We start from the raw sequence: 20,658 nt of genomic DNA on the forward strand, positions 1-20,658 counted from the left end.
GTGGCGCGCGGGGCGCGACCGTATGCTCGCCGCATGAAATTCGCCTTCCCCAGCATGCCGACGCTCGCGGCCGTCCGGGCCGCGCTGCGCGACGCGCGCCCGACGCTGCCGCCCGGCGCGCTTGCCTTCGCGCTCCGCAATACGGCCGCCTCGCTGCTCGCGCTCTATATCGCGTTTCGGATGAATCTTGACGATCCGAAATGGGCCGCGTCGACCGTGTGGATCGTCGCGCAGGGCAGCCGCGGGATGGGGCTGTCGAAGAGCCAGTACCGGATTCTCGGCACCGCGATCGGGGCGGCCGTCGCGCTCGCGCTGACCGGTGCGTTTGCGCAGACGCCCGAGCTGTTCCTGCCGGCGCTTGCCGCGTGGATCGGCCTGTGTGCGGGCGTCGCGACGTTCCAGCGGAATTTTCGCGCGTATGCGGCGGTGCTCGCCGGTTATACGGCCGCGATCGTCGCGATGGATGCGGTATCGGCGCCGCTGCATGCATTCGATATCGCGGTCGCGCGGTTTCTATACGTGGTGGTCGGCATCCTGTGCGCGGCGCTGTTCGACACGGTGTTCGCGCCGGGCGCGCCGCTGCACGATGTCCGGACGCGGCTCGCGCGCTATCTCGAGCGTGCGGTGGCGCTCGGCGCGGGCGCGCTGCGCCGCGAGCCGAACGGCGCGGCCGTGCACCGGCTGTTCGCGGACGCGCTCGAACTCGACACCGCGGCGGAATATGCGGCGGCCGGCGCACCGCCGGTGCGCGGCGCGATCGGCCATTTGCGCGCGGCGGCGCTCGGCGTGCTGACGGCGCAGGCGGCGGCGCAGGCGATCCGCGAGCACGCGGCGCGCGCGCACGATGCGTCGGACCCGCTGGTCGACGAGGTGGCGCGCGTGCTCGACGGTATCGCCGCATCGGGCGACGCGCAGCCGAGGATGGCCGCACTGCGCGCACGCGTGGGCGATGCGCTGCGTGCCGAGGCCGCCGCGCCGGACACGTCGCGCCTGCTCACGCTCGATCGGCTGGCGGCGCTGCTCGGCGGGTTCGAGCGCGCCTTCGCGAGCCAGGCGCTGCTCGACCGGCCCGAACTGCCGCCTTCGCGGGTGCGCTACGCGTTCCATCGCGATCCGGTGCTCGCGTGGCACAACGGCATCCGCGCGTTCATCGCGGTGCTGGCCGCGTCGGCGATCTGGATCTTCACCGCGTGGCCGGCGGGCGGCGGGTTCGTCGCGATCACGGCCGTGGTCGGCGCGCTGTTCTCGACCCGCCCCAACTCGGTGCGCGCGGCCATCGGCTTCCTGAAAGGCTCGGCATGCGCGGCGGTCGCCGGTGTCGTCTGCAACTTCATCCTGCTGCCGGCGGTGTCGGGCTTCGAGATGCTCGCCTATATCCTCGGCGTGTTCCTGATCGGCACCGGGATCGCGATGCGCCATCCGCGCACGGCTGCGATGGGCAGCGCGTTCTCGATCTTCTTCTGGAATTTCACGTCGCCGGACAACACGACGCGCATCGGCGACGCCGCGTTCCTGAACAGCGCGCTCGCGACGATGCTCGGCATCGCGTTCGGCGCGCTGATCTTCGCGCTGGTGTTTCCCGGCGATCCCGGCACGAGCCGGCGGCGTCTGCACCGCGCGGTGCGTCGCGATCTGGCGGAGATCGCGCGCGATCCGGGGGCGTGGCACGCAAGTGCGTGGCTGAGCCGCACGGCCGACCGTCTCGCGCGCGAGCTCGGTTTCGCGGGCAGCCTGCCGCAGACGCTGATCGAGCGCGACATGCGCGACCTGCTCGCGATCTGGGGAATCGGCGACAGCCTGCTGTCGCTTGCCGAACTGGCCACGCGCGAACCGGTCGCGCGCCGTGTGGCGGCGGTGGTGCGCGCTCGCGTCGCCCGTGCGGATTTCACGCGGCTCGAACAGACCTGCGACGCGGCGGCCCGCCTGTTGCGCGGTCGCATGGCCGCGCGCGACGGCGACGCGGCGCAGGCGTTGCTGAACGGCATCGTGCTGCTGCGGCGGATCGCGGACGCAACCGCCGAGCACGGCGGCTTCCTGCGCGGCCGCCGCGATTGAGCGGCGCGAGTCAGGTGAAGCGAGTCAGGTGAGGCGGTACGACGGACCGGGCATCACCTCGGCCGGCAGCGGCTCGCGGTTCAGTTCGAGCAGCGTGCGCTCGATCTGCCGCGTCATCGCGTCGAGCGCGAGATGGTTCGGCCCGTCGCCGAACGGCTCGGCGATCGCGTGGGCGATGGCGTCGAGCGCGATCAGCGTATAGGCGACGAAAACTGTTACGAAAGGTGTCGCCGCGCCGATCGAATCGACGAGGCCGAACGGCAGCAACACGCAATACGCGTAGATGGTCCGGTGCAGCAGCACGTCGTATGAAAACGGGATCGGCGTCGACGCGATGCGCTCGCAGCCGCTCACCATCGCGACGAGATCGTCGAGGCGCGCATCGAGCATCCACAGCCGCGTGTCGGCGAGCTGGCCCGCATCGGCGCGCGCGGCGAACGCTTCGCGCAGCGCGTGCACGATGACGACCGGGCGAAACCGGGAAGCGGCGACGCGCGCATAGGTGGCGCCATCGAGCAGCCCACGCAGGTCCGCGGCCGGGTCGCTGCCGCGCAGTTGATGCTTGAGCGTGTAGACGAACGCGACGACCGTGCGCACGAACGCGCGGCGCGATGCGTCGTCACGGTCCACCGCGCCGTAGCAGAGCGCCTGCGACACCAGCGTGCGCGTGGCGGTCAGCACGCCGCCCCACAGCTGCCGGCCCTCGCGATAGCGTTCGTAGCTGGCGTTGTTGCGAAACCCGGCGAAGATCGCGAGCGTCAGGCCGATCAGCGTGAACGGCGTCGGATTCAGCGGCACCTTCTCGCCGAGCACGCGGCCGCCGCCCCACACGGCGACGAGACTGATCGCGAGCGTCAGCACGAGCTGCGGCAGGATGGTCGGCAGCACCGAGCCGTTCCAGACGAGCAGCATCCGCAGCCAGTGTTCGCGCGGACGAACGATCATCGGCGTGCTCCGTCAGGCGGCGATCGAGGCCGGCGCGGCCGCGCGATGCAGCAGCACGGGCACCGATTTCGACGTCGGCGTGTTGCACACGTCGCCGACGCTGTCGAGCGGCACGAGCGGATTGGTTTCCGGGTAGTACGCGCCGATGCAGCCGCGCGGGATGTCGTATTCGACGAGCAGGAAGCCCGCCGCGCGCCGCTCGATGCCGTCGTGCCACACGGTTTCCATGTCGACCCATTCGCCGGCTTTCAGGCCGAGCATCGCGAGATCGTCGCGGTTGACGAATACCACGCGGCGCTGCCCGAACACGCCGCGGTAGCGGTCGTCGAGCCCGTAGACGGTCGTGTTGTATTGATCGTGCGAGCGCGTCGTCATCAGCGTCATCAGCCGTTCGCCGTGCAGCGCGCGGGCACGCTGGATCGGCGTGTCGGTCGGCAGCGCGTGCGCGATGAAGTTCGCCTTGCCCGTCGGCGTGAGCCATTCGCGGTCGCGCGAGGCCACGCGCAGATGGAAGCCGCCCGGCCGCGCGATGCGCGTGTTGTAGTCGTAGAAGCCGTCGAGCGTCGCCTCGATCGCGTCGCGGATCTTCGCGTAGTCATCCTTGTACGCGAGCCAGTCGATCTTGCCGCTGCCGAACAGCGCGTGCGCCATGTGCGCGACGATCGCGGGCTCCGACATCAGGTTCGGCGAAGCGGGCTTGTTCATCCCGTACGACACGTGCACCATGCTCATCGAATCCTCGACCGTCACGCCTTGCGCGACGTTGTCCTGCAGGTCGATCTCGGTGCGGCCGAGCGTCGGCAGGATCAGCGCGTCGCGGCCGTGGATCAGATGGCTGCGGTTCAGCTTCGTCGTGATGTGCACCGACAGTTCGCAGCGGCGCATGCCTTCCCACGTGCGCGGCGTGTCGGGCGTCGCCATCGCGAAGTTGCCGCCGAGGCCGATCAGCACCTTCACGTGGCCGTCGAGCATCCCTTCGATCGTCTCGACGACGTCGTAACCGTGATGACGCGGCGGTTCGAAATCGAACACGTGGCCGAGCCGGTCGAGAAACGCCTGCGACGGCTTTTCCTCGATGCCGACCGTGCGGTTGCCCTGCACGTTCGAATGACCGCGCACCGGGCAGAGGCCGGCGCCGGGGCGGCCGATGTTGCCGCGCATCAGCATCAGATTGGTCAGCATCTGCACCGTCGCGACCGAATGCTTGTGCTGCGTGATGCCCATTCCCCACGTCGCGATCACGCGTTCGCTGCGTGCATAGAGTTGCGCGAGCGCGTCGATCTGCTCGTACGGCACGCCGCTTTCCGCGGTCAGCGCGGACCAGCTTTCGGCGCGCAGATCGTCGGCGAACGCGTCGAAGCCGGCCGTGTGCGCGTCGATGAACGCGGTGTCGAGCACCCGCGGCGCACCGGCGGCGCGCGCGGCGTCGTCGAGTTCGAGCACGCGCTTGGCCATCCCCTTGATCAGCGCGAAATCGCCGCCGATCGTCGGCTGGATGAACGTCGACGCGATCTTGGTGCCCGACATCGTCAGCATCTCGAGCGGGCTTTGCGGATCGGCGAAGCGCTCGAGCCCGCGCTCCTTCAGCGGGTTGATCGACACGATCGTCGCGCCGCGCTTCGCGCACTCGCGCAGCTCGCCCATCATCCGCGGGTGATTGGTCGCGGGGTTCTGGCCGAAGATCAGCAGCGTATCCGCATGCTCGAAATCGTCGAGCGTGACGGTGCCCTTGCCGACGCCGACCGACGCCGGCAACCCGCGGCTCGTCGCCTCGTGACACATGTTCGAGCAGTCGGGGAAGTTGTTGGTGCCGTACAGGCGCACGAACAACTGGTAGAGGAACGCGGCTTCGTTGCTGGCGCGGCCGGACGTATAGAACGCGGCCTGGTTCGGGTCGGGCAGCGCGCGCAGGTGGCGCGCGATCAGCGCGAACGCGTCGTCCCACGCGATCGGCACGTAGCGGTCGGTTTGCGCGTCGTACACCATCGGGTCGGTGAGCCGGCCGTGCTGTTCGAGTTCGAAATCCGACTGTTCGAGCAGTTCGGTCACCGTGTGCGCGGCGAAGAAGTCGGGCGTCACGCGCTTGCTCGTCGCTTCCGCGGCCACGGCCTTCACGCCGTTCTCGCAGAATTCGAACGTCGATGCGTGCTGGCGGTCGGGCCACGCGCAACCCGGGCAGTCGAAGCCGTCCGGCTGGTTCTGGCGCAGCAGCGTGCGGTAGTTGCCGCCGGCGACCTTTTCCTTGATCAGGTTGATCGTGACGGCTTTCAGCGCGCCCCAGCCGGCGGCCGGGTGGGTGTACGGTTCGATGCGCGCGGTGGCGGATTTCTTTTTCATGATGCGGGTGTCGGGGTCGATGCGTGCAGAGTACGCGCGGCCTCCGTCCCGCTGTGTGTACACCTGTTCACTTCAAAAAAGAGTACAGTTTCGGCCATTCAGACAGTGCGGATCGCAACTGTGTTGCTGAAGGGAAGTTGAAAGGGAGGCGCGTGAAGCGTTACGAACAACTGGCCGACGATCTCCAGGCGCAGATCGAGCGGGGCGTGTACCGGCCCGGCGAGCGGATTCCGTCGGTGCGGCAGGCGAGCCGGCAGCAGCAGCTCAGCGTCACGACCGTGCTGCGCGCGTACCTCGTGCTGGAAAGCCGCGGCCTGATCGAAAGCCGGCCGCAGTCGGGCTACTTCGTGCGGGCGCGCGCGGCGGCGCCGGCCGAGGCCGAGCTGCATGTCTCCGCGCCGGCCGCCGAGCCGTCGGCCGTGGACGTGAGCCGGCTCGTGCTGTCGACGCTGCGCTCGATCGCGCGCGACGACGCGGTGCCGCTCGGCTCGCCGTATCCCGACGCGTCGCAGTTTCCGGTGCAGCGCCTCGCGCGCTATGCGCAGGCGATCGGGCGGCGCCGCACGCGCTGGGGCGTGATCGACGACCTGCCGCCCGGCAACCAGGAACTGATCCGCCAGATCGCGCGGCGCTATGCGGAGCGCGGAGTCGCGGTCGAGCCCGGCGAGATCGTGATGACGATCGGCGCGACCGAGGCGATCAACCTGTGCCTGCAGGCGGTGGCGAAACCGGGCGACACGATCGCGGTGGAGTCGCCGACCTTCTATGCGATGCTGCACGCGATCGAGCGGATGGGCATGCGCGCGCTGGAAGTCGCGACGCACCCGGGCGACGGCATCGATCTCGACGCGCTCGGGCGAATCCTCGCGAACGAGCGCATCGCGGCCTGCATGGTGATGCCGAACTTCCAGAATCCGCTCGGCTTCCAGATGCCCGATGCGCGCAAGCGCGCGCTGGTCGAACTGCTCGCGAAGCACGGCGTGCCGGCGATCGAGAGCGACGTCTATCACGAGCTGCACTTCGGCGATACGGCGCCGAGCGCGCTGAAGTCGTTCGATCGCGACGGACTGGTGCTGCATTGCGCGTCGTTCACGAAGAGCCTGTCGCCGCGCTACCGGATCGGCTGGGCGATGCCGGGCCGTTACCGCGACCAGGTCGAGAAGCTGAAATTCCTGAATACGCTCGCGACGCCCGCGATCGAGCAACTCGCGATCGCCGAGTACCTGAAACACGACGGCTACGATTTTCACCTGCGGCGCATGCGCAAGCAGTATGCGCAGCAGGCGAGCCTGATGAGCGCGATGGTGCGGCGCTTCTTCCCGGAAGGCACGCGGCTGTCGCAGCCGCAGGGCGGGTACGTGCTGTGGGTCGAGCTGCCGCCGCAGGTCGATGCGATGAAGCTGTACACGCTGGCGCTCGCGCAGCGGATCACGGTCGGGCCCGGGCACATGTTCTCGGCCGGCACCGATTACCGGCATTTCATCCGGCTCAACTACAGCTACCCGTGGTCGCGGCAGATCGAGGACGCGCTGAAGGTGCTGGGGCGGCTCGCGTCGGAGTGCGCGGCGCGGTGAGCGTTGCCGCCCGCCGGCACGGCACGCGGCGGCCGGTGGCCTGCCGCCATGGCCGGTATCACGCCGCGCGCGGCGCCTGCAACCCGGGCTGCGCGGCGTCGACCATCTGGCGCATGTCGAAGCCCGACGGATGCTGGTACACGCGCAGCCCGAACTCCGGCAGCACCGCGATCAGGTGGTCGAACAGGTCGGCCTGGATGGTCTCGTAGTCGACCCACGTCGTCGTGTCGGTGAAGCAGTACAGTTCGAGCGGAATGCCTTCGGCCGTGAGCGGCAGTTGCCGCGCCATGTTCGTCATGTCGCGGCGAATGCGCGGATGGCCCTTCAGGTAGTTCGCGACGTACGCGCGGAACGTGCCGAGATTCGTCAGCTGGCGGCGGTTCGCCGGGCACTCGCCGGCCGCGCCGAGCGTGCCGTTCCATTGCTCGATCGCGTCGACCTTGTCTTCGAGATAGTCCTTCAGCAGCGTCAGGCGTTCGAGCCGTTCGATCTCGTCGTTCGTGAGAAAGCGCACGCTCGTCGCATCGATGAACAGCGCGCGCTTGATGCGGCGACCGCCCGCTTCGGTCATGCCGCGCCAGTTCTGGTAGCTCTCGGTGATCAGTTTCCAGGTCGGCACCGTGATGATCGTGTGATCGAAGTTCGCGACCTTGACGGTGTTCAGCGTGATGTCGATGACCGTGCCGTCCGCGCCGGCCGACGGCATCGTGATCCAGTCGCCGATCCGCAGCATGTCGTTCGACGACAGCTGTACGCCGGCGACGAGGCCGAGCAGCGTGTCCTTGAAGATCAGCATCAGCACCGCGGACATCGCACCGATGCCGGACAGCAGCAGGCCGATCTGCTTGCCGGTCGCATCGCCGATCACGACGAGCGCGGCCGTGATGAACATCACGAGCTTGACCAGCTGCATCGCGCCTTTCAGCGACAGACGCGGCTGATCGCGTTGCGCGGTGCGGTGCGTGTGTTCGAGCGCGGACAGCGTCGCGCTGATGGTCATCGTCACGAGGAACACGATCAGCGCGAACAGCACCTTGTCGACCACCTGCGCGACCAGGCCGGGAATGCCGGACACCGCGCCGAGCCCGAGCTTGATCACGACGAACGGGACGATGCGGTTCAGCCATTTGAAGGCGCCGAATTCGAACAGCGCGTCGTCGACGCGCGTGGCGGACAGCCGCGCGAGCCGCGCGACCACGCGAAACAGCAGGAAGTGGACGACGGCGGTGATCGCGCCGGCGGCGGCGAGCAGGACGAGGATGCCGACGAGCGGCGCAAACCAGGATTCGTTCAGGGTCATAGAGGCGGACAGGGGCTTTCTCGTGCGTTGAATCGGCGCCGCGATGCGGCGCGCGCCCGATGAAGGGCACATGAAAGGGACCGTGATTGTGCCATCGGGTTCCGGACGCGTGCCGTGAAGGCGGGGCGATCGGCTCCCGAATCGGCTCACCATTGTGCAGGTGTCCTCTGCATTACGGTGAAGGCGAGCCGCGAATCGACATCACCGCAAGCCGGCGCGCGAGCCGGTTGCCGGACGCGCCATCCGCCAGCATGCAATCGGCCGGAAGCCATGACGGCACGCCTTTGCGCTTCGCTACGCGGGATCCGCGATCCATGCAATCATGCGGACGTCGCAGGCGTCGTCGGTGTGCTGCTCGCGTTGGCGTGCGGCCCATGCGGCCCGTCCGGCGACGGTGAGCGACAGGCGACACCGTCGCGCACCCGTTCGTGGCCCCCGCCACTCGACCTCACGCATTTCACCTATGCAAGATTCCAACGAAAGCCGTTCGTCACGCGTGCGGCTGCTGAAAGGCATCCTCCCGGTCCGCCGGGCGGCGGCGATGCGCGACATCTTCGCGGGCATGTCGCTCGCGTCGATGGACATCCCGCAGGTGCTCGGCTACGCGCGCATCGCCGGCATGCCGGCCGTTACGGGGCTCTATACGGTGTTCCTGCCGCTCGTTGCGTTCGCGTGCTTCGGCGCGTCGCGCCATCTCGTGGTCGCCGCCGATTCCGCGACCGCGACGATTTTCGCGAGCCGGCTGTCGTCGATGGCGCCGGCCGGCAGCGCCGACTATGCGGCGCTGGCCGGCATGGTCGCGTTGCTGACCGCCGCGATGCTGCTGCTCGCACGCATCTTCAAGCTCGGTTTTCTCGCCGATTTCCTGTCGCGCACGGTGCTGGTCGGCTTCCTCGCCGGCGTCGGCGTGCAGGTATCGATCGCGATGCTCGGCGACATGCTCGGTTTGTCCGTGCCGTACCCGGCGTCGCGCAGCCTCGCGCAACTCGACTACGTCGTCACGCACCTGGTTCATGCGCACCGGCCGACGCTCGCGCTCGCGGCGCTCGTCGTCGGCGCGATTCTCGCGTGCAAGCGGTTTCTGCCGCGGGTGCCGATGCCGATGATCGCGGTGGCGGGCAGCATCGCCGCGAGCGCGGCGTTCGGCTTCGCCGCGCACGGCATCGCGGTGCTCGGGCCCGTGGCGGGCGGCCTGCCGCCGCTGCGCTGGCCGTCGGTCACGTGGCAGCAGTTCCTCGATCTCGTGCCGGTCGCCGCTTCGTGCTTCGTGATGATCATCGCGCAGAGCGCGGCCGCCGCGCGGGTGTTCGCGCAGCAGTACGGCGAGGACGTCGACACCAACGCCGACATCCTCGGGCTCGCGGCCGCGAACGCGGCGGCGGCGCTCGGCGGCGCGTTCGTCGTCAACGGCAGCCCGACGCAGACGGCGATGGCCGATGGCGCGGGCGTGCGCAGCCAGATCGGCCATCTCGCGTTCGCTGTCGTCGTCGCCGTCGTGCTGCTGTTCTTCAGCCCGTATTTGCAGTATCTGCCGCATGCGGTGCTGGCCGGCATCGTGTTCACGATCGCGCTCGGGCTGATCAACGTGCGCAGCCTCGCGGCGATCCGCGAGGAAAGCCCCGGCGAATTCACGCTTGCGCTGATCACGGCCGCGGCCGTCGTGACGGTCGGCGTCGAGCAGGGCATCCTGCTGGCCGTCGCGCTGTCGCTGATGCGGCACGTGCGCCACAGCTACCAGCCGCACACGATGGTGCTCGAACCGGTCGCCGGCAACGGGCGCTGGCAGCCGGTGCCGACCCGGCGCGGCGCGATGACGGCGCCGGGGCTGATCGTCTACCGGTTCGGCGCCGACCTGTTCTTCGCGAACGATCACCTGTTCGCTGCCGAAGTGACCGAACTCGTCGACGCGGCACCGTTGCCGCCGCGCTGGTTCGTCGTCGACGCGGGCGCGATCACCGATGTCGACTATTCGGCCGCGCGGACCTTGGCCGATCTCGTCAGGGCGCTGCATGCGCGCGGGATCGGCGTGCTGTTCGGGCGCGTGAACCGCTATCTGCGTGCGGACATGGATCGTCACGGGATCACCGAGGTGGTCGGCGCGTCGTGCATCTTCGCCACGCTGCATCAGGCGCTGGAGGCGGCGGGCACGACGCCCGCGCCGCAGGAGCCGGGCACGGTGTAGCGCGATGCGGCGCTACGCGAGCGCGCGCAGGCGCGCGAAACCGTTGCGCAGGTAGCGGGCCAGTTCCGTCGCGGCCGGCGTGTGCTGGCCGCGCGGCACATGCAGGTTGATCGAGAAATTCGGCAGGGCGGGCAGGCCGCCGCCGGCCGGCAGGATCTCGAGGTCGGGCGGCACGGTGGACGCGAGCCAGACGGTCACGGCGAGATCGGCGCGCACGGTCGCGGCCGTGGCATCGAAACTGCCGTTCTCGAACACGGTGCGCCACGGGCGATCGCAGCCGCGCAGTGCGTCGAGCACCGTCGGGCGGAATGCGCAGGTCTGCGCGACCATCGATACCGGCAGCGGCGAGTGCCGGTGCGCGGTGCCGCCTTTCGCGCCGACCCAGACCAGCCGGTCGACGGCGATGCACTCGCCGCGCGACGACCCGACCGGGGCCTCGATCAGCGCGACGTCCAGGTTGCCGTGCGTGAGCCCGCGCCGCAGCTCCGGCGACGCCGCGCACACGAGCGTGAGCGCGACCCGCGGATGCGCGTGGGTATAGCTTTTCAGGATCGGCGCGAGACAGGTGCCGACCAGATCCTGCGGCGCACCGACACGTACCGTGCCTTCCACCGCGCCGGCGGTCAGCTCGGCGAGCAGCGCATCGTGGGCGGCGAGCAGCCGTCGCGCCTGTTCGAGCAGCCGCTCGCCGGCCGCCGTCAGCAGCAGGTTGCGATGCTCGCGGACGAACAGCGGGCCGGACAGCATTTCGAGCCGCGCAACCTGCTGGCTGATCGCGCCTTGCGTCAGGTGCAGCGCGTGGCCGGCCGCCGTCATGCTGCGATGATCGGCGACCGAGACGAATGCGCGCAGCAGCGCGAGGTCGAGATTGCGTGTCATGCGTCGCATTATGACCGCTAATGACAGGCATCAAAATGTTTCGCTGTCGTAATGCAAGAATCGCAGGTAAAAACGGGGCTTCGATCACGACGACCGGGAGCCCTCGTGCCGCTTCACGACTATCTGCCGCTGCTGCTGTTCGTGATCGTGTCCACCGTGACGCCGGGTGGCGCGACGACGCTGGCGACCGCATCGGGCGCCCATTTCGGCTATCGGCGTTCGCTGCCGCTGATGGCAGGCATCGCCGCGGGCCTGGCGTCGATGGCGGCGGCGGCCGCCGCCGGGCTCGGCAGTGTGCTGCTCGCGCTGCCCGCGTTGCAGCTCGTGATGAAGGCGGTCGGCTCGGCGTACCTGATATGGCTGGCGTTACGCATCGGTCGTGGCGGCAAGCCGCGCCTCGATGTCGACGTGCACCGGCCGCAAGGGTTCGTCAGCGGCGTGTGGATGCTGTGGCACAACCCGAAAGGCTGGGCGATGACGCTCGGTGCGGCCGCGTCGTTTGCGGCGCTCGCGTCGGGGCCGGCGCGGCTCGGCGTGCTGCTCGGTTTTGCATTCGGCGTGGCGGCGATGGCGTCGTTGTCGCTGTGGTGTTTCGCCGGGCTGCTGTTCGCACGCGTGTTGCGCACGGAGCGGCAGTGGCGCTGCCTGAATGCGGGGCTCGGCGTGCTGCTGGTGGCGTCGATCGTGCCGATGTGGCTGCCGTAGCGGGAGGCCGCGCACGCGGCGCCGCCCGGGTTCGGCGCGAACCGGCCGGTGCGTTGCCGGTTCGTCAGTCGCCGCCGCCTGCACCGGCCGAGCGCAACGGCAGCCGCAGCGTCGTCGCGAAGCTCGCCGCATGCAGCGCGCACAGCAGGCCGAACGCCCATGCATACGCGACGGCCGGCGTGCCGCCGACCGACGCCGCTTCGGCCTGCAGCCGCCACGCGAGGAACAGCGTGCATAGCGTGGTGAACGTCGGGCCGCCGAGCCGCTGCACGATATTGAGCGACGTGGTCGCCATCGGCAGGTCGCGGCGTTCGACCGATGCATACGCGGCGGCGATCGACGGCGCGCCGATCGCACTCTGGCCCATGCCGCGCAGAAACAGCGCCGGGACGAGCACGCGCGGATCGTAGCCGGTCAGCGCGAGGAACACGAGCGGCAGCGTGGCGACGAGTGCGAGCAACGCACCGGCGGCGGCCAGCCGGCGTACGCCGAACCGGCTCGTCAGCGCGCCCATCGACGGATAGGTGACGAGCATGCCGAGCCCGAGCGGCGCGAGCAGCCAGCCCATCTCGCCCGGCGAGCGCCCGCATGCCTGGATCAGGAACACCGGAATCAGCATCTGGCCTGCATACAGCGCGCCGTTCGACAGGAACTGCGTGCCGGCTGCCGCACCGAACACGCGCGAGCGAAACAGCGCGAGATCGATCAGCGCATGTTCGCGCTGGCGGCGCTCGACGCGCAGGAACGCGACGAGCAGCAGCGCCGAACCCGCGACCGCCGCGATGCCGGGCACCGAGCCGATCCGCTCGACGCCGTACAGGAACAGCACGAGGCCCGGCGACAGCAACGCGAGGCCGATCCAGTCGAGTGCGCGCCGCGGCGCATCGTCCCGGTCGCCAGGCAGGAAGCGCGCGGCCAGTGCGAGCGCGAGCGCGCCGACGGGCAGGTTCACCAGAAACAGCCAGCGCCACGACGCGTGCTGCAGGATCGCGCCGGCCACGACCGGGCCGAGGATCGGCGCGAGCAGCACCGGCACCGCCGCATAGCCGATCACGCGCGCCATCTGCCGACCGGCGACGCGCGCGATCATCATCTGCGCCATCGGCGCGAGCAAGCCGCCGCTGACGCCTTGCAACACGCGGAACACGATCAGCGACGGCGCGGACCATGCGAGCCCGCACAGCGCCGACGTAAGCGTGAACGCCGAGAAGCACCACAGGTACAGCGCCTTCGCGCCGATGCGATCGACGAGCCAGCCGCTCAGCGGCAGCACCAGCGTCAGCGCGAGCAGGTAGCCGCTCGTCACCCACTGGATCGTCGCCAGGCTGGCATGCAGATCGGTCGCGAGGCTCGACAGCGACACGTTGACGATCGTCGCGTCGAGCTGCGACAGCAGCGAACCGAGCGTCGCGACCGCGCTGACTTTCCAGATCGACGGGTCGAGCCGGCCGGCCGCGCGGCCCGGCGCCGGCTGGATGCGTGGGTCGCTCACGCGCCGCGCCGGTCGAGCAGCGCGACGATGTCCTGCGTCGTACCGGTCTCGCCGAGGCGCGGGAACAGTCGCTCGATGCTGTTGACGTGCGCATCCGCGTTGAGGTCGGTCATCGCGTCGACGGCGAGCGTCACGTTGTAGCCGAGCTCGTAGGCCTGCCGCGCGGTCGATTCGACGCCGATGCTCGTCGCGACGCCGGTCAGCACGATCTGCGTGACACCGGCTGCCTTCAGGTGTGCGTCGAGACCGGTGCCGGTGAAGGCGCCCCAGGTCCGCTTCGTCACGACGTGGTCGCCTGGCTGGCGGTTCAGTTCGGGCACGAGTTCGGTCCAGTCGGCCGGAAGCTGCGCGGTGCGCGGCGCTTGCTCGGTGCGGCCCGGTGCGCCGCCCGCGACGTTGACCAGCACGACTGGCAGGCCGCGGCTGCGGAACGCGTCGAGCAGTTCGCGGGTGCGGGCGATCACCGGCGCGACCGGGTGCGCGGTGGGGAGGGCGACGATGCCTTTCTGCAGGTCGATGACGACCAGCGCCGTGTTCGTGTCGAGACGCGTTGCGCTCATGATGGGCTCCGGGGAAAAGGGCAAGGAAAGCCGGCGCGCATGCAGCGCGGCGCGCCGGCCGGGTTCATTGCTCGCCGATGCGGCGGATCAGCGGGATGGCCGCGGCGAGCGTGTCGATGTCTTGCGGATCGAGTTTCTCGATCGCGGCGCCAAGCCACTGGTGTTTCGCGGCGTTGCGCTTGCGCCGCGCGGCGAGGCCGGCGGCGGTGAGTTTGAACAGGATCTGGCGGCCGTCGGTCGGATGGGGCTCGCGCTCGACGAGTGCGTCTTCCTCGAGGCTCGCGAGAATCGTCTTCATCGATTGCGGCTTCATCGCTTCGGCGCGCGCGAGATCGGCGGTCGTCATCGGCCCGTGCCGTTCGAGCCGCGCGAGCGCGCTCGTCTGCGACATGCCGAGTCCTTCCGAATCGACCTCGGAGCGCAGCCGGCGGATGAGCTGGCCGACCGCGAGGGTCAGGTCGGCGGCGACGGTTTCGGCGGAAACGCCGGGTTTGCGTGGCGGGTTCATGCGGCCAATCATAGAACACGACAGTTAAACTTGCAAGTTTAACTGTCGAATTGATCGCCGGCTGGTGGCGCTGCCCGGTGCGATTACGTGCGTCGATGCGCGACCGGTACGACTTCGCTGTATCGCGGAGTCGCGTTTTCGTGCAGCAGATCGCCGAGGTACTGGCCAAGTTCGTCCGCGCTGAGCGAGGACGGAATCTGCAGATTGGCCGGGCGCCGCTTGCCTTCGGCGCCGAGATCGAACACGGCCCAGCGACCGTCCGTGCGCACCACGGCGAGCAGCCGACCGAACGCGTTGAAGCGGTATTCGTCCTGCATGGCGTCGCTCCCGTCGCGTGAGCTCGCCGGCTGCCCGTGTCCGTCTACTGGATCGAACAGGACAGCCAGCGATGGATTTTGATTGCGTCGCTCGATACGCCGGCACGCGTCGCCGCGCCGAGCAGCACGACCGTTTCCCGGCGGCCTTTCACGCGCATGCGCATCACGACGCCGTGCCCCGATTCGTTGATGAAGCCGGTTTTCTGCAGCCGGATCGGCAGGCGGCGGTAGCGTACGAGCGGGTCGGAATTCACGTACACGAGTTCACCGTCGCCGGGGCGCACGGTGGTCGACAGATCGGTCGAGAAATAGCGGATCAGCGGATCTTGCGCGGCCGCGCCGACGAGCCGCGCGAGATCTTCCGCCGTCGACACGTTGTGCGGCGACAGGCCGGTCGGCTCACGGAAGTGCGTATGTCGCATACCGAGCCGGCGCGCTTCGCGGTTCATCGCCTTGACGAACGCGGCGCGCCCGCCCGGATAGTCGCGGCTCAGCGCGGCGGCCGCGCGGTTCTCCGACGACATCAGCGCGATATGGAACATCTCGCGGCGCGACAGTTCCGAGCCGACCTGCAGGCGCGAACCGGTGAACTTGATCGTGTCGCGATCGCGCGCGGTCACGCGCAGCACGCCGTTCAGCGGACGATCGGCATCGCGCGCGACGACGGCCGTCATCAGTTTCGAGATCGAGGCGATCGGCCGCACGGTGCGTGCGTTGCGCGCCAGCAGCGGGGTGCCGGAATCGACGTCGAGCACGTAGGCCGCGCGCGAATGCAGCGAACCGACCGCGCGGGGGGTGTAGCCGCAACTGGCGAGCAATTTCGGTTTCGCGGGCGGGCGTGGCCGCACGGCGGTCGTGCGTTTCGCGCGCCGCGGCTGCGGCGCGGGTGCCGCGTGGCGTTTGGCTGCCTGATGCGTCACGCGCGAGCGGCGATGCTTGACGGCCTTTTTCTTGCGATGGGGCTTCTTCTTGACGGCCTTCGTATGGGCATGCGGTTGCGCATGGGCGGTGCGATGCGGCTGCACGCGCTGCGCGGACGCGTTCGTGGCGAATGCGAGCAGCAGGAACGACAGGACGAGGATCAGGGTGGTCCGGGCGCGAGGCAGGCGCGCGATGAGGCCGGTCAAGCGAAAGTCTCCTTTTCACGCGCGATGCGGCTGCGCGGAATGCGTGGGCGGTCGGCGGGTGCGGGAAATTATACGGTCGATCGCGCGGCGATGACGATCGGATGACGCGCAATGATGCGTGATACGGGAGGATTCCGGTCGTTTTCGCGCTGCCGGGCAGCGGTGCGGGTGGGGAGAAAGGCGGGCGGGTGCGCAGTTCAGCGCGGCCAGTTCCGCCGCGACACGACCGCGAAACTGATTGCGATCGAACCCGTCATCGCGCGTGGCGGCGCGTCTTCCAGCGCATCGCCGAAGCGAAAGCGGCGGCTGCGCCCGTCCGTGCGTTCGACACGACGTTTCGGCGCGCGGGTATCGGCGGCACCGGCGCATGCGTTTGCACCCGCGACATCGCATGGTGATTCGGCCACGCAGTCGGCCGCTGGATCGAGGGACATGAAGGTGAATTCCGGGAAGGGCATGTCCGTATTGAACGCCATTGCGTTCGATCGGTAAAATGAATATTTCAATCGTTACGATTCCGTTAAAGAATGGAACTGAAACTGCTGCGCACGTTCCTGACGGTCACCGAGCTGTGCCATTTCAGCCGCGCGGCCGATGCGCTGCACATGAGCCAGCCTGCGCTCAGCAAGCAGATCGGCGCGCTGGAAGCAAGCCTCGGCGGCAAGCTGTTCGAGCGCGGCCGGCATGGCGCGGAGCTGACGCCGTTCGGCGAACGCTTCCTGCCCGACGCGCAGGCGCTCGTGCGCGATGCCGACGAAATCCTGGCGCGTGCACGGGAAGCGACCAGTGGCCAGCGCGGGCATTTGCGGCTCGGCATCTGCCTGTCCGTGCTGACGCTCGTGCCGAAGCTGATCGCCGAATTCCGCCGTTGCAATCCGGGTATCGCGGTGACGCTGAGCGACCTGTCGTCGTCCGAACAGACGCGCCGGCTGCGTGCCGGCAAGCTCGACGCCGGTTTCCTGCGTCTGCCGTCGGACGACGGCTTGTCGTCGTTCAAGGTGATCGACGAAGCGCTCGGGCTTGCCGTACCGCCGCACCTGGGCTTCAAGCGCGTGCCGGCCAACCTCGACGTGCTCAACGAGATCGGCTTCATCGCGTTGCAGCGTGCGCGCGGCCCGGGGCTGGCTGCGCAGATCGACCGATGGTGCGTCGAGCGCCGCTTCGTGCCGCACGTGATGCAGCAGGCGGAAGACGTGCAGTCGGTGCTGACCTCGGTCGCGGCCGGCGTCGGCGTCGCGTTCATCCCGTCGAGCGCGCGGTACCTGTTGCGCGATGCGACAGTGCTGCCGCTCGACGGCCGTGACGCGAAGTGGCGCGTGGGGCTCGCGTGGCTGTCCGATCGCGACGATCCCGTCACCGCGCGTTTCGTGTCGTTCATGCGCAGCGCGCTCAAGGGCGCGTGACGCGGGGTATAGTGTCCGCGAGCGTTTTCTCCCTGCATGCCGGTGCGACGCCGGCCGACGAACCCGAACCGATGACTTCCGACACCGACGAATCCCCGCTCGATCCCGCACTCGTCGCCACGCTCGCGACGCTGAACGAAGCCGCCAGCGATCCGGCCGGCAAGACGTGGTCGCTGCCGAAGATCGCGAAGCGCGCGCAACTGCCGATGAGCACGCTGCGCCGCGTGCTGACGCAACTCGACGCCGCCGGCCTGAGCGTAACGACGCTGAACGAGGACGGTACCGGCAGCGCCGCGCTGACCGACGAAGGGCGCACGGTGTGCGCGCAGTTGTTCGGCGCGAACGACGCTCAATGAATGAAAAACGGGCCGCTGATGCGGCCCGTTGCATGGGCGTGGCTCGATGCGCACGCCGCGCCGGCCCGCTCGGCGTTCGCGAGCACGGGCCGGCGCATCGTCATCCGCGCGCCATCAGAACCACTGCTTGTAGCGGCGCACGTAGATCGTCTTGACGATCTGCGCGAGCACGATGTAGCCGACCATCGTCGCGGCGAGCCACAGCCAGTAGGTGCCGGGCAGGTGCATGAAGCCGATCGCCTCCGCGAACGGCGAGAACGGCAGCCAGCAGCCGATCGCGATCGCGGTGAAGGTCGACAGTAGCACCGGCAGCGACGCCGTGCTCTGCAGGAACGGGATCTTCTGCGTGCGCAGCAGATGCACGACGAGCGTCTGCGACACGAGGCTCTCGATGAACCAGCCCGAGTTCATCACGATCTGGCCGCTCGCGCCGCCGTTCAGGTGATACAGCGCGCCCGCACCGAACACGGTCCACATCAGGATGTACGTCGTGATGTCGAACACCGACGACGTCGGCCCGACCCACAGCATGAAGCGGCTGATGTTGCCGGCTTCCCACTTGCGCGGCTTCTTCAGGAACTCGGGATCCATCTTGTCCCACGGCAGCAGCATCTGCGACGTGTCGTAGATCAGGTTCAGCACGAGCAGCTGCGTCGCGAGCATCGGCTCCCACGGCAGGAACGCGCTGGCGACGAGCACCGAGAACACGTTGCCGAAGTTGGAGCTGGCCGTCATGTTCAGGTACTTCAGGATGTTGCCGAACGTCTCGCGGCCCTTGATCACGCCTTCCTCCAGCACCATCAGGCTCTTTTCGAGCAGGATGATGTCGGCGGTTTCCTTCGCGATGTCGGCGCCGCTGTCGACCGAGATGCCGACGTCCGCGTCGCGCAGCGCGGGCGCATCGTTGATGCCGTCGCCGAGGAAGCCGACCGTGTGGCCGTTCGCCTGCAGCGCCTTGACGATGCGCGCCTTCTGCAGCGGCGTGAGCTTCGCGAACACGGTCGTGCGTTCGACCACCTGCGCGAGCGTCGCATCGTCGAGCACTTCGATTTCCGTACCGAGCATCGGTTTGCCGGGTTCGAGGCCGACCTGGCGGCACACCTTCATCGTGACGGTCGGGTTGTCGCCCGTCAGCACCTTCACCGCGACGCCGTTCTCGCGCAGCGCGGCGAGCGCCGGCGCGGCCGATTCCTTCGGCGGATCGAGGAAGGTCAGGAAGCCGCGCACGACGAGATCGTGTTCGTCGGCGGTGCGGTATTGCGCGCGTTCGTCGCCGCGCGGGATCGTGCGCGTCGCGAGCACGAGCACGCGGAAGCCGTCCTCGTTGTACGCGGTGGCCTGTTCGAGCAGCCGCTTGCGGGCCACGAAGTCGAGCGGACGCACGCCGTCCTCATCCTGCACGTGCGTGGAGACGGCCAGCATTTCCTCGACCGCGCCCTTGCAGATCAGCAGGTGCGTGCCGCGCGTATCCTCGACGACGACCGACAGGCGGCGCCGCACGAAATCGAACGGCAGTTCGTCGATTTTCTTGTAGCCCTGCGGCTTCACGCGTTCGCCGATCTCGTCGGCGCGCGCGACGACCGCGATGTCGATCAGGTTCTTCTGGCCGCTCTGGTGGAAGCTGTTCAGCCAGCCGAGCCGCAGGATGTCCTCGTTTTTGTGGCCGGACAGGTCGAGGTGGTGTTCGAGGATGATCTTGTCTTGCGTGAGCGTGCCGGTCTTGTCGGTACACAGCACGTCCATCGCGCCGAAGTTCTGCACCGAGTTCAGCCGCTTGACGACGACCTTGCGGCGCGCCATCGCGACCGCGCCGCGCGCGAGGTTCGCGCTGACGATCATCGGCAGCATCTCGGGCGTGAGGCCCACGGCCACCGCGAGCGCGAACGTGAGTGCGCTCAGCCAGTCGCCCTTGGTCAGCCCGTTGATCATGAATACGATCGGCACCATCACGAACATGAACTTGATCAGCAGCCAGCTGACGCTCGCGACACCGCGGTCGAAGCTCGTCTCGATACGCTTGTGGCTCACGACGTTGCGCGCGAGCGAGCCGAAGTACGTGTCTTCGCCGGTCGCGACGACGACGGCCGTCGCCGTGCCGCTGACGACGTTGGTGCCCATGAAGCAGACGTTCTCGAGATCGAGCAGCGATGCCGGTGCGCCGTTGGCCGCGCCGGCCGCGTGCGTGCCCGCGGATTTGCCGGCCACCGCGCCGAGCGTGTCGTACTTCTCGACGGGCAGCGCCTCGCCGGTCAGCACGGCCTGGCTGATGAACAGGTCGCGCGACGCGAGCAGCCGCACGTCGGCGGGGATCATGTCGCCGGCGGAAAGATGCACGATGTCGCCGGTCACGACTTCGCGCATCGGCACCTCGCGGCGCGTCGGTTCCGACGTGTCGGTCATGGCGCGCTGCACGGTCGCGGTCGTGCGGACCATCGCCTTGAGCTTCTCGGCCGCGCGCAGCGACCGGAATTCCTGCACGAAGCGCAGCAGCGCGCTGATCGTGACCATCGTCAGCAGGATCGTCATGCCGACGTAGTCGCGATCGTCGGGCGCCGCGAAGTAGACGTCGGTGAAGAAGCTGATGGCGGCCAGCACCAGCAGCACGTAGACGAACGGGTTGTGGAACGACAGCAGCAACTGGCGGGTCCAGTGCGGCGGCTTGTCGTGCGCGATTTCGTTCGGGCCGTCGTGCTGCAGGCGGCCGGCGGCCTGGTCGTAGGTGAGGCCGCGCGTGCTGGTGTGCAGCGACTTCAGCGTGTCTTCGAGCGGGCGGGCCGCTTCCTGTGCGGCGCGCATGATGCGCGGGTCGTTCTGCTGGCCGGCGCCGGCCTTGATGAAGCCGCGCTGTTTCTTGTGCGAGGTGTTGTGTCGTGTCGTCATGAGTCGCTCCTTGCGCACGAGGCGGCGGGCGGGGAGCG

The 20,658-nt window shown here is 68.8% G+C and carries 17 protein-coding genes; 6 read left to right on the forward strand and 11 right to left on the reverse strand.

Going from position 1 to position 20,658, the window contains the following annotated elements; genetic code table 11:
• Window positions 1-33 precede the first annotated feature (33 nt).
• Window positions 34-2,055 (forward strand): FUSC family protein, encoded by a 2,022-nt coding sequence (locus AP428_RS19345; protein ID WP_011547536.1) that lies wholly within the window; start codon window positions 34-36, stop codon window positions 2,053-2,055.
• Window positions 2,056-2,079: 24 nt separating this feature from the next.
• On the opposite strand, the gene AP428_RS19350 is transcribed toward AP428_RS19345, so the two are convergent.
• Complete coding sequence (locus AP428_RS19350; RefSeq protein WP_011547537.1) at window positions 2,080-3,000, reverse strand: bestrophin family protein; 921 nt, start codon at window positions 2,998-3,000, stop codon at window positions 2,080-2,082.
• Window positions 3,001-3,012: 12 nt separating this feature from the next.
• Window positions 3,013-5,337, reverse strand: a complete 2,325-nt coding sequence (locus AP428_RS19355; protein ID WP_012339851.1) for an FdhF/YdeP family oxidoreductase — start codon at window positions 5,335-5,337, stop codon at window positions 3,013-3,015.
• Window positions 5,338-5,489: 152 nt separating this feature from the next.
• Between AP428_RS19355 and AP428_RS19360 the strand changes: the two genes are divergently transcribed.
• A complete protein-coding gene (locus AP428_RS19360) occupies window positions 5,490-6,911 on the forward strand; it encodes a PLP-dependent aminotransferase family protein (protein ID WP_011694771.1) in 1,422 nt (473 codons plus the stop codon).
• A gap of 58 nt (window positions 6,912-6,969) precedes the next feature.
• Here AP428_RS19360 and AP428_RS19365 read toward each other — a convergent pair whose 3' ends face one another.
• Window positions 6,970-8,211 carry a mechanosensitive ion channel family protein gene (locus AP428_RS19365; RefSeq protein WP_011694770.1) on the reverse strand — a complete coding sequence of 414 codons (1,242 nt, stop codon included), beginning with the start codon at window positions 8,209-8,211 and terminating at the stop codon, window positions 6,970-6,972.
• A gap of 463 nt (window positions 8,212-8,674) precedes the next feature.
• Here AP428_RS19365 and AP428_RS19370 point away from each other — a divergent pair, with 463 nt between their 5' ends.
• The gene (locus AP428_RS19370; RefSeq protein ID WP_011694769.1) at window positions 8,675-10,393 is read left to right on the forward strand and encodes a SulP family inorganic anion transporter; all 1,719 of its coding nucleotides are present in this window, start codon (window positions 8,675-8,677) and stop codon (window positions 10,391-10,393) included.
• Between the two features lie 12 nt (window positions 10,394-10,405).
• Here AP428_RS19370 and AP428_RS19375 read toward each other — a convergent pair whose 3' ends face one another.
• Window positions 10,406-11,281, reverse strand: a complete 876-nt coding sequence (locus AP428_RS19375; protein WP_011547542.1) for a LysR substrate-binding domain-containing protein — start codon at window positions 11,279-11,281, stop codon at window positions 10,406-10,408.
• 42 nt (window positions 11,282-11,323) lie between these two features.
• Between AP428_RS19375 and AP428_RS19380 the strand changes: the two genes are divergently transcribed.
• Window positions 11,324-11,977 (forward strand): LysE family translocator, encoded by a 654-nt coding sequence (locus AP428_RS19380; RefSeq protein ID WP_011694768.1) that lies wholly within the window; start codon window positions 11,324-11,326, stop codon window positions 11,975-11,977.
• A 64-nt stretch (window positions 11,978-12,041) separates the two neighbouring features.
• Here the strand turns inward: AP428_RS19380 and AP428_RS19385 are convergent, their stop codons facing one another.
• From AP428_RS19385 to AP428_RS19410, 6 genes are all read right to left on the reverse strand, one after another.
• Window positions 12,042-13,469 (reverse strand): DHA2 family efflux MFS transporter permease subunit, encoded by a 1,428-nt coding sequence (locus AP428_RS19385; RefSeq protein WP_011547544.1) that lies wholly within the window; start codon window positions 13,467-13,469, stop codon window positions 12,042-12,044.
• The gene (locus tag AP428_RS19390) at window positions 13,466-14,029 is read right to left on the reverse strand and encodes an isochorismatase family protein (protein WP_011547545.1); all 564 of its coding nucleotides are present in this window, start codon (window positions 14,027-14,029) and stop codon (window positions 13,466-13,468) included. The genes AP428_RS19385 and AP428_RS19390 overlap by 4 nt, the downstream gene beginning before the upstream one ends.
• Window positions 14,030-14,093: 64 nt before the next feature.
• Window positions 14,094-14,549 carry a MarR family winged helix-turn-helix transcriptional regulator gene (locus AP428_RS19395; protein ID WP_011547546.1) on the reverse strand — a complete coding sequence of 152 codons (456 nt, stop codon included), beginning with the start codon at window positions 14,547-14,549 and terminating at the stop codon, window positions 14,094-14,096.
• Between the two features lie 71 nt (window positions 14,550-14,620).
• On the reverse strand, window positions 14,621-14,854 hold the full coding sequence (locus AP428_RS19400) for a hypothetical protein (protein ID WP_006478862.1): 234 nt from the start codon (window positions 14,852-14,854) through the stop codon (window positions 14,621-14,623).
• 44 nt (window positions 14,855-14,898) lie between these two features.
• Window positions 14,899-15,981: a serine hydrolase gene (locus AP428_RS19405; RefSeq protein ID WP_011547547.1), complete on the reverse strand. Its 1,083-nt coding sequence runs from the start codon at window positions 15,979-15,981 to the stop codon at window positions 14,899-14,901.
• A gap of 197 nt (window positions 15,982-16,178) precedes the next feature.
• Window positions 16,179-16,457, reverse strand: coding sequence for a hypothetical protein (locus tag AP428_RS19410; RefSeq protein ID WP_034174745.1), 279 nt, complete (start codon window positions 16,455-16,457; stop codon window positions 16,179-16,181).
• 51 nt (window positions 16,458-16,508) lie between these two features.
• On the opposite strand from AP428_RS19410, the gene AP428_RS19415 reads away from it, so the two are divergent.
• Both AP428_RS19415 and AP428_RS19420 read left to right on the forward strand, forming a co-directional pair.
• Entirely contained in the window at window positions 16,509-17,384 is an 876-nt protein-coding gene (locus AP428_RS19415) for a LysR family transcriptional regulator (RefSeq protein WP_011547549.1), read from the forward strand.
• Window positions 17,385-17,455: 71 nt separating this feature from the next.
• The gene (locus AP428_RS19420; protein WP_012339855.1) at window positions 17,456-17,740 is read left to right on the forward strand and encodes a hypothetical protein; all 285 of its coding nucleotides are present in this window, start codon (window positions 17,456-17,458) and stop codon (window positions 17,738-17,740) included.
• Window positions 17,741-17,854: 114 nt separating this feature from the next.
• On the opposite strand, the gene mgtA is transcribed toward AP428_RS19420, so the two are convergent.
• Window positions 17,855-20,620: a magnesium-translocating P-type ATPase gene (mgtA, locus tag AP428_RS19425; RefSeq protein ID WP_011547551.1), complete on the reverse strand. Its 2,766-nt coding sequence runs from the start codon at window positions 20,618-20,620 to the stop codon at window positions 17,855-17,857.
• Window positions 20,621-20,658: the final 38 nt, after the last annotated feature.

Source organism: Burkholderia sp. E168m22 (assembly GCF_001319805.1).
GTDB classification, from domain to species: Bacteria; Pseudomonadota; Gammaproteobacteria; order Burkholderiales; family Burkholderiaceae; genus Burkholderia; species Burkholderia orbicola.

Coding starts and splice junctions, on each gene's coding strand:
- AP428_RS19420 (WP_012339855.1), top strand. CDS start 17,456: ATGACTTCCGACACCGACGAATCCCCGCTCGATCCCGCACTCGTCGCC.
- mgtA (WP_011547551.1), bottom strand. CDS start 20,620: ATGACGACACGACACAACACCTCGCACAAGAAACAGCGCGGCTTCATC.
- AP428_RS19390 (WP_011547545.1), bottom strand. CDS start 14,029: ATGAGCGCAACGCGTCTCGACACGAACACGGCGCTGGTCGTCATCGAC.
- AP428_RS19350 (WP_011547537.1), bottom strand. CDS start 3,000: ATGATCGTTCGTCCGCGCGAACACTGGCTGCGGATGCTGCTCGTCTGG.
- AP428_RS19370 (WP_011694769.1), top strand. CDS start 8,675: ATGCAAGATTCCAACGAAAGCCGTTCGTCACGCGTGCGGCTGCTGAAA.
- AP428_RS19395 (WP_011547546.1), bottom strand. CDS start 14,549: ATGATTGGCCGCATGAACCCGCCACGCAAACCCGGCGTTTCCGCCGAA.
- AP428_RS19400 (WP_006478862.1), bottom strand. CDS start 14,854: ATGCAGGACGAATACCGCTTCAACGCGTTCGGTCGGCTGCTCGCCGTG.
- AP428_RS19375 (WP_011547542.1), bottom strand. CDS start 11,281: ATGCGACGCATGACACGCAATCTCGACCTCGCGCTGCTGCGCGCATTC.
- AP428_RS19365 (WP_011694770.1), bottom strand. CDS start 8,211: ATGACCCTGAACGAATCCTGGTTTGCGCCGCTCGTCGGCATCCTCGTC.
- AP428_RS19410 (WP_034174745.1), bottom strand. CDS start 16,457: ATGGCGTTCAATACGGACATGCCCTTCCCGGAATTCACCTTCATGTCC.
- AP428_RS19380 (WP_011694768.1), top strand. CDS start 11,324: ATGCAAGAATCGCAGGTAAAAACGGGGCTTCGATCACGACGACCGGGA.
- AP428_RS19355 (WP_012339851.1), bottom strand. CDS start 5,337: ATGAAAAAGAAATCCGCCACCGCGCGCATCGAACCGTACACCCACCCG.
- AP428_RS19345 (WP_011547536.1), top strand. CDS start 34: ATGAAATTCGCCTTCCCCAGCATGCCGACGCTCGCGGCCGTCCGGGCC.
- AP428_RS19415 (WP_011547549.1), top strand. CDS start 16,509: ATGGAACTGAAACTGCTGCGCACGTTCCTGACGGTCACCGAGCTGTGC.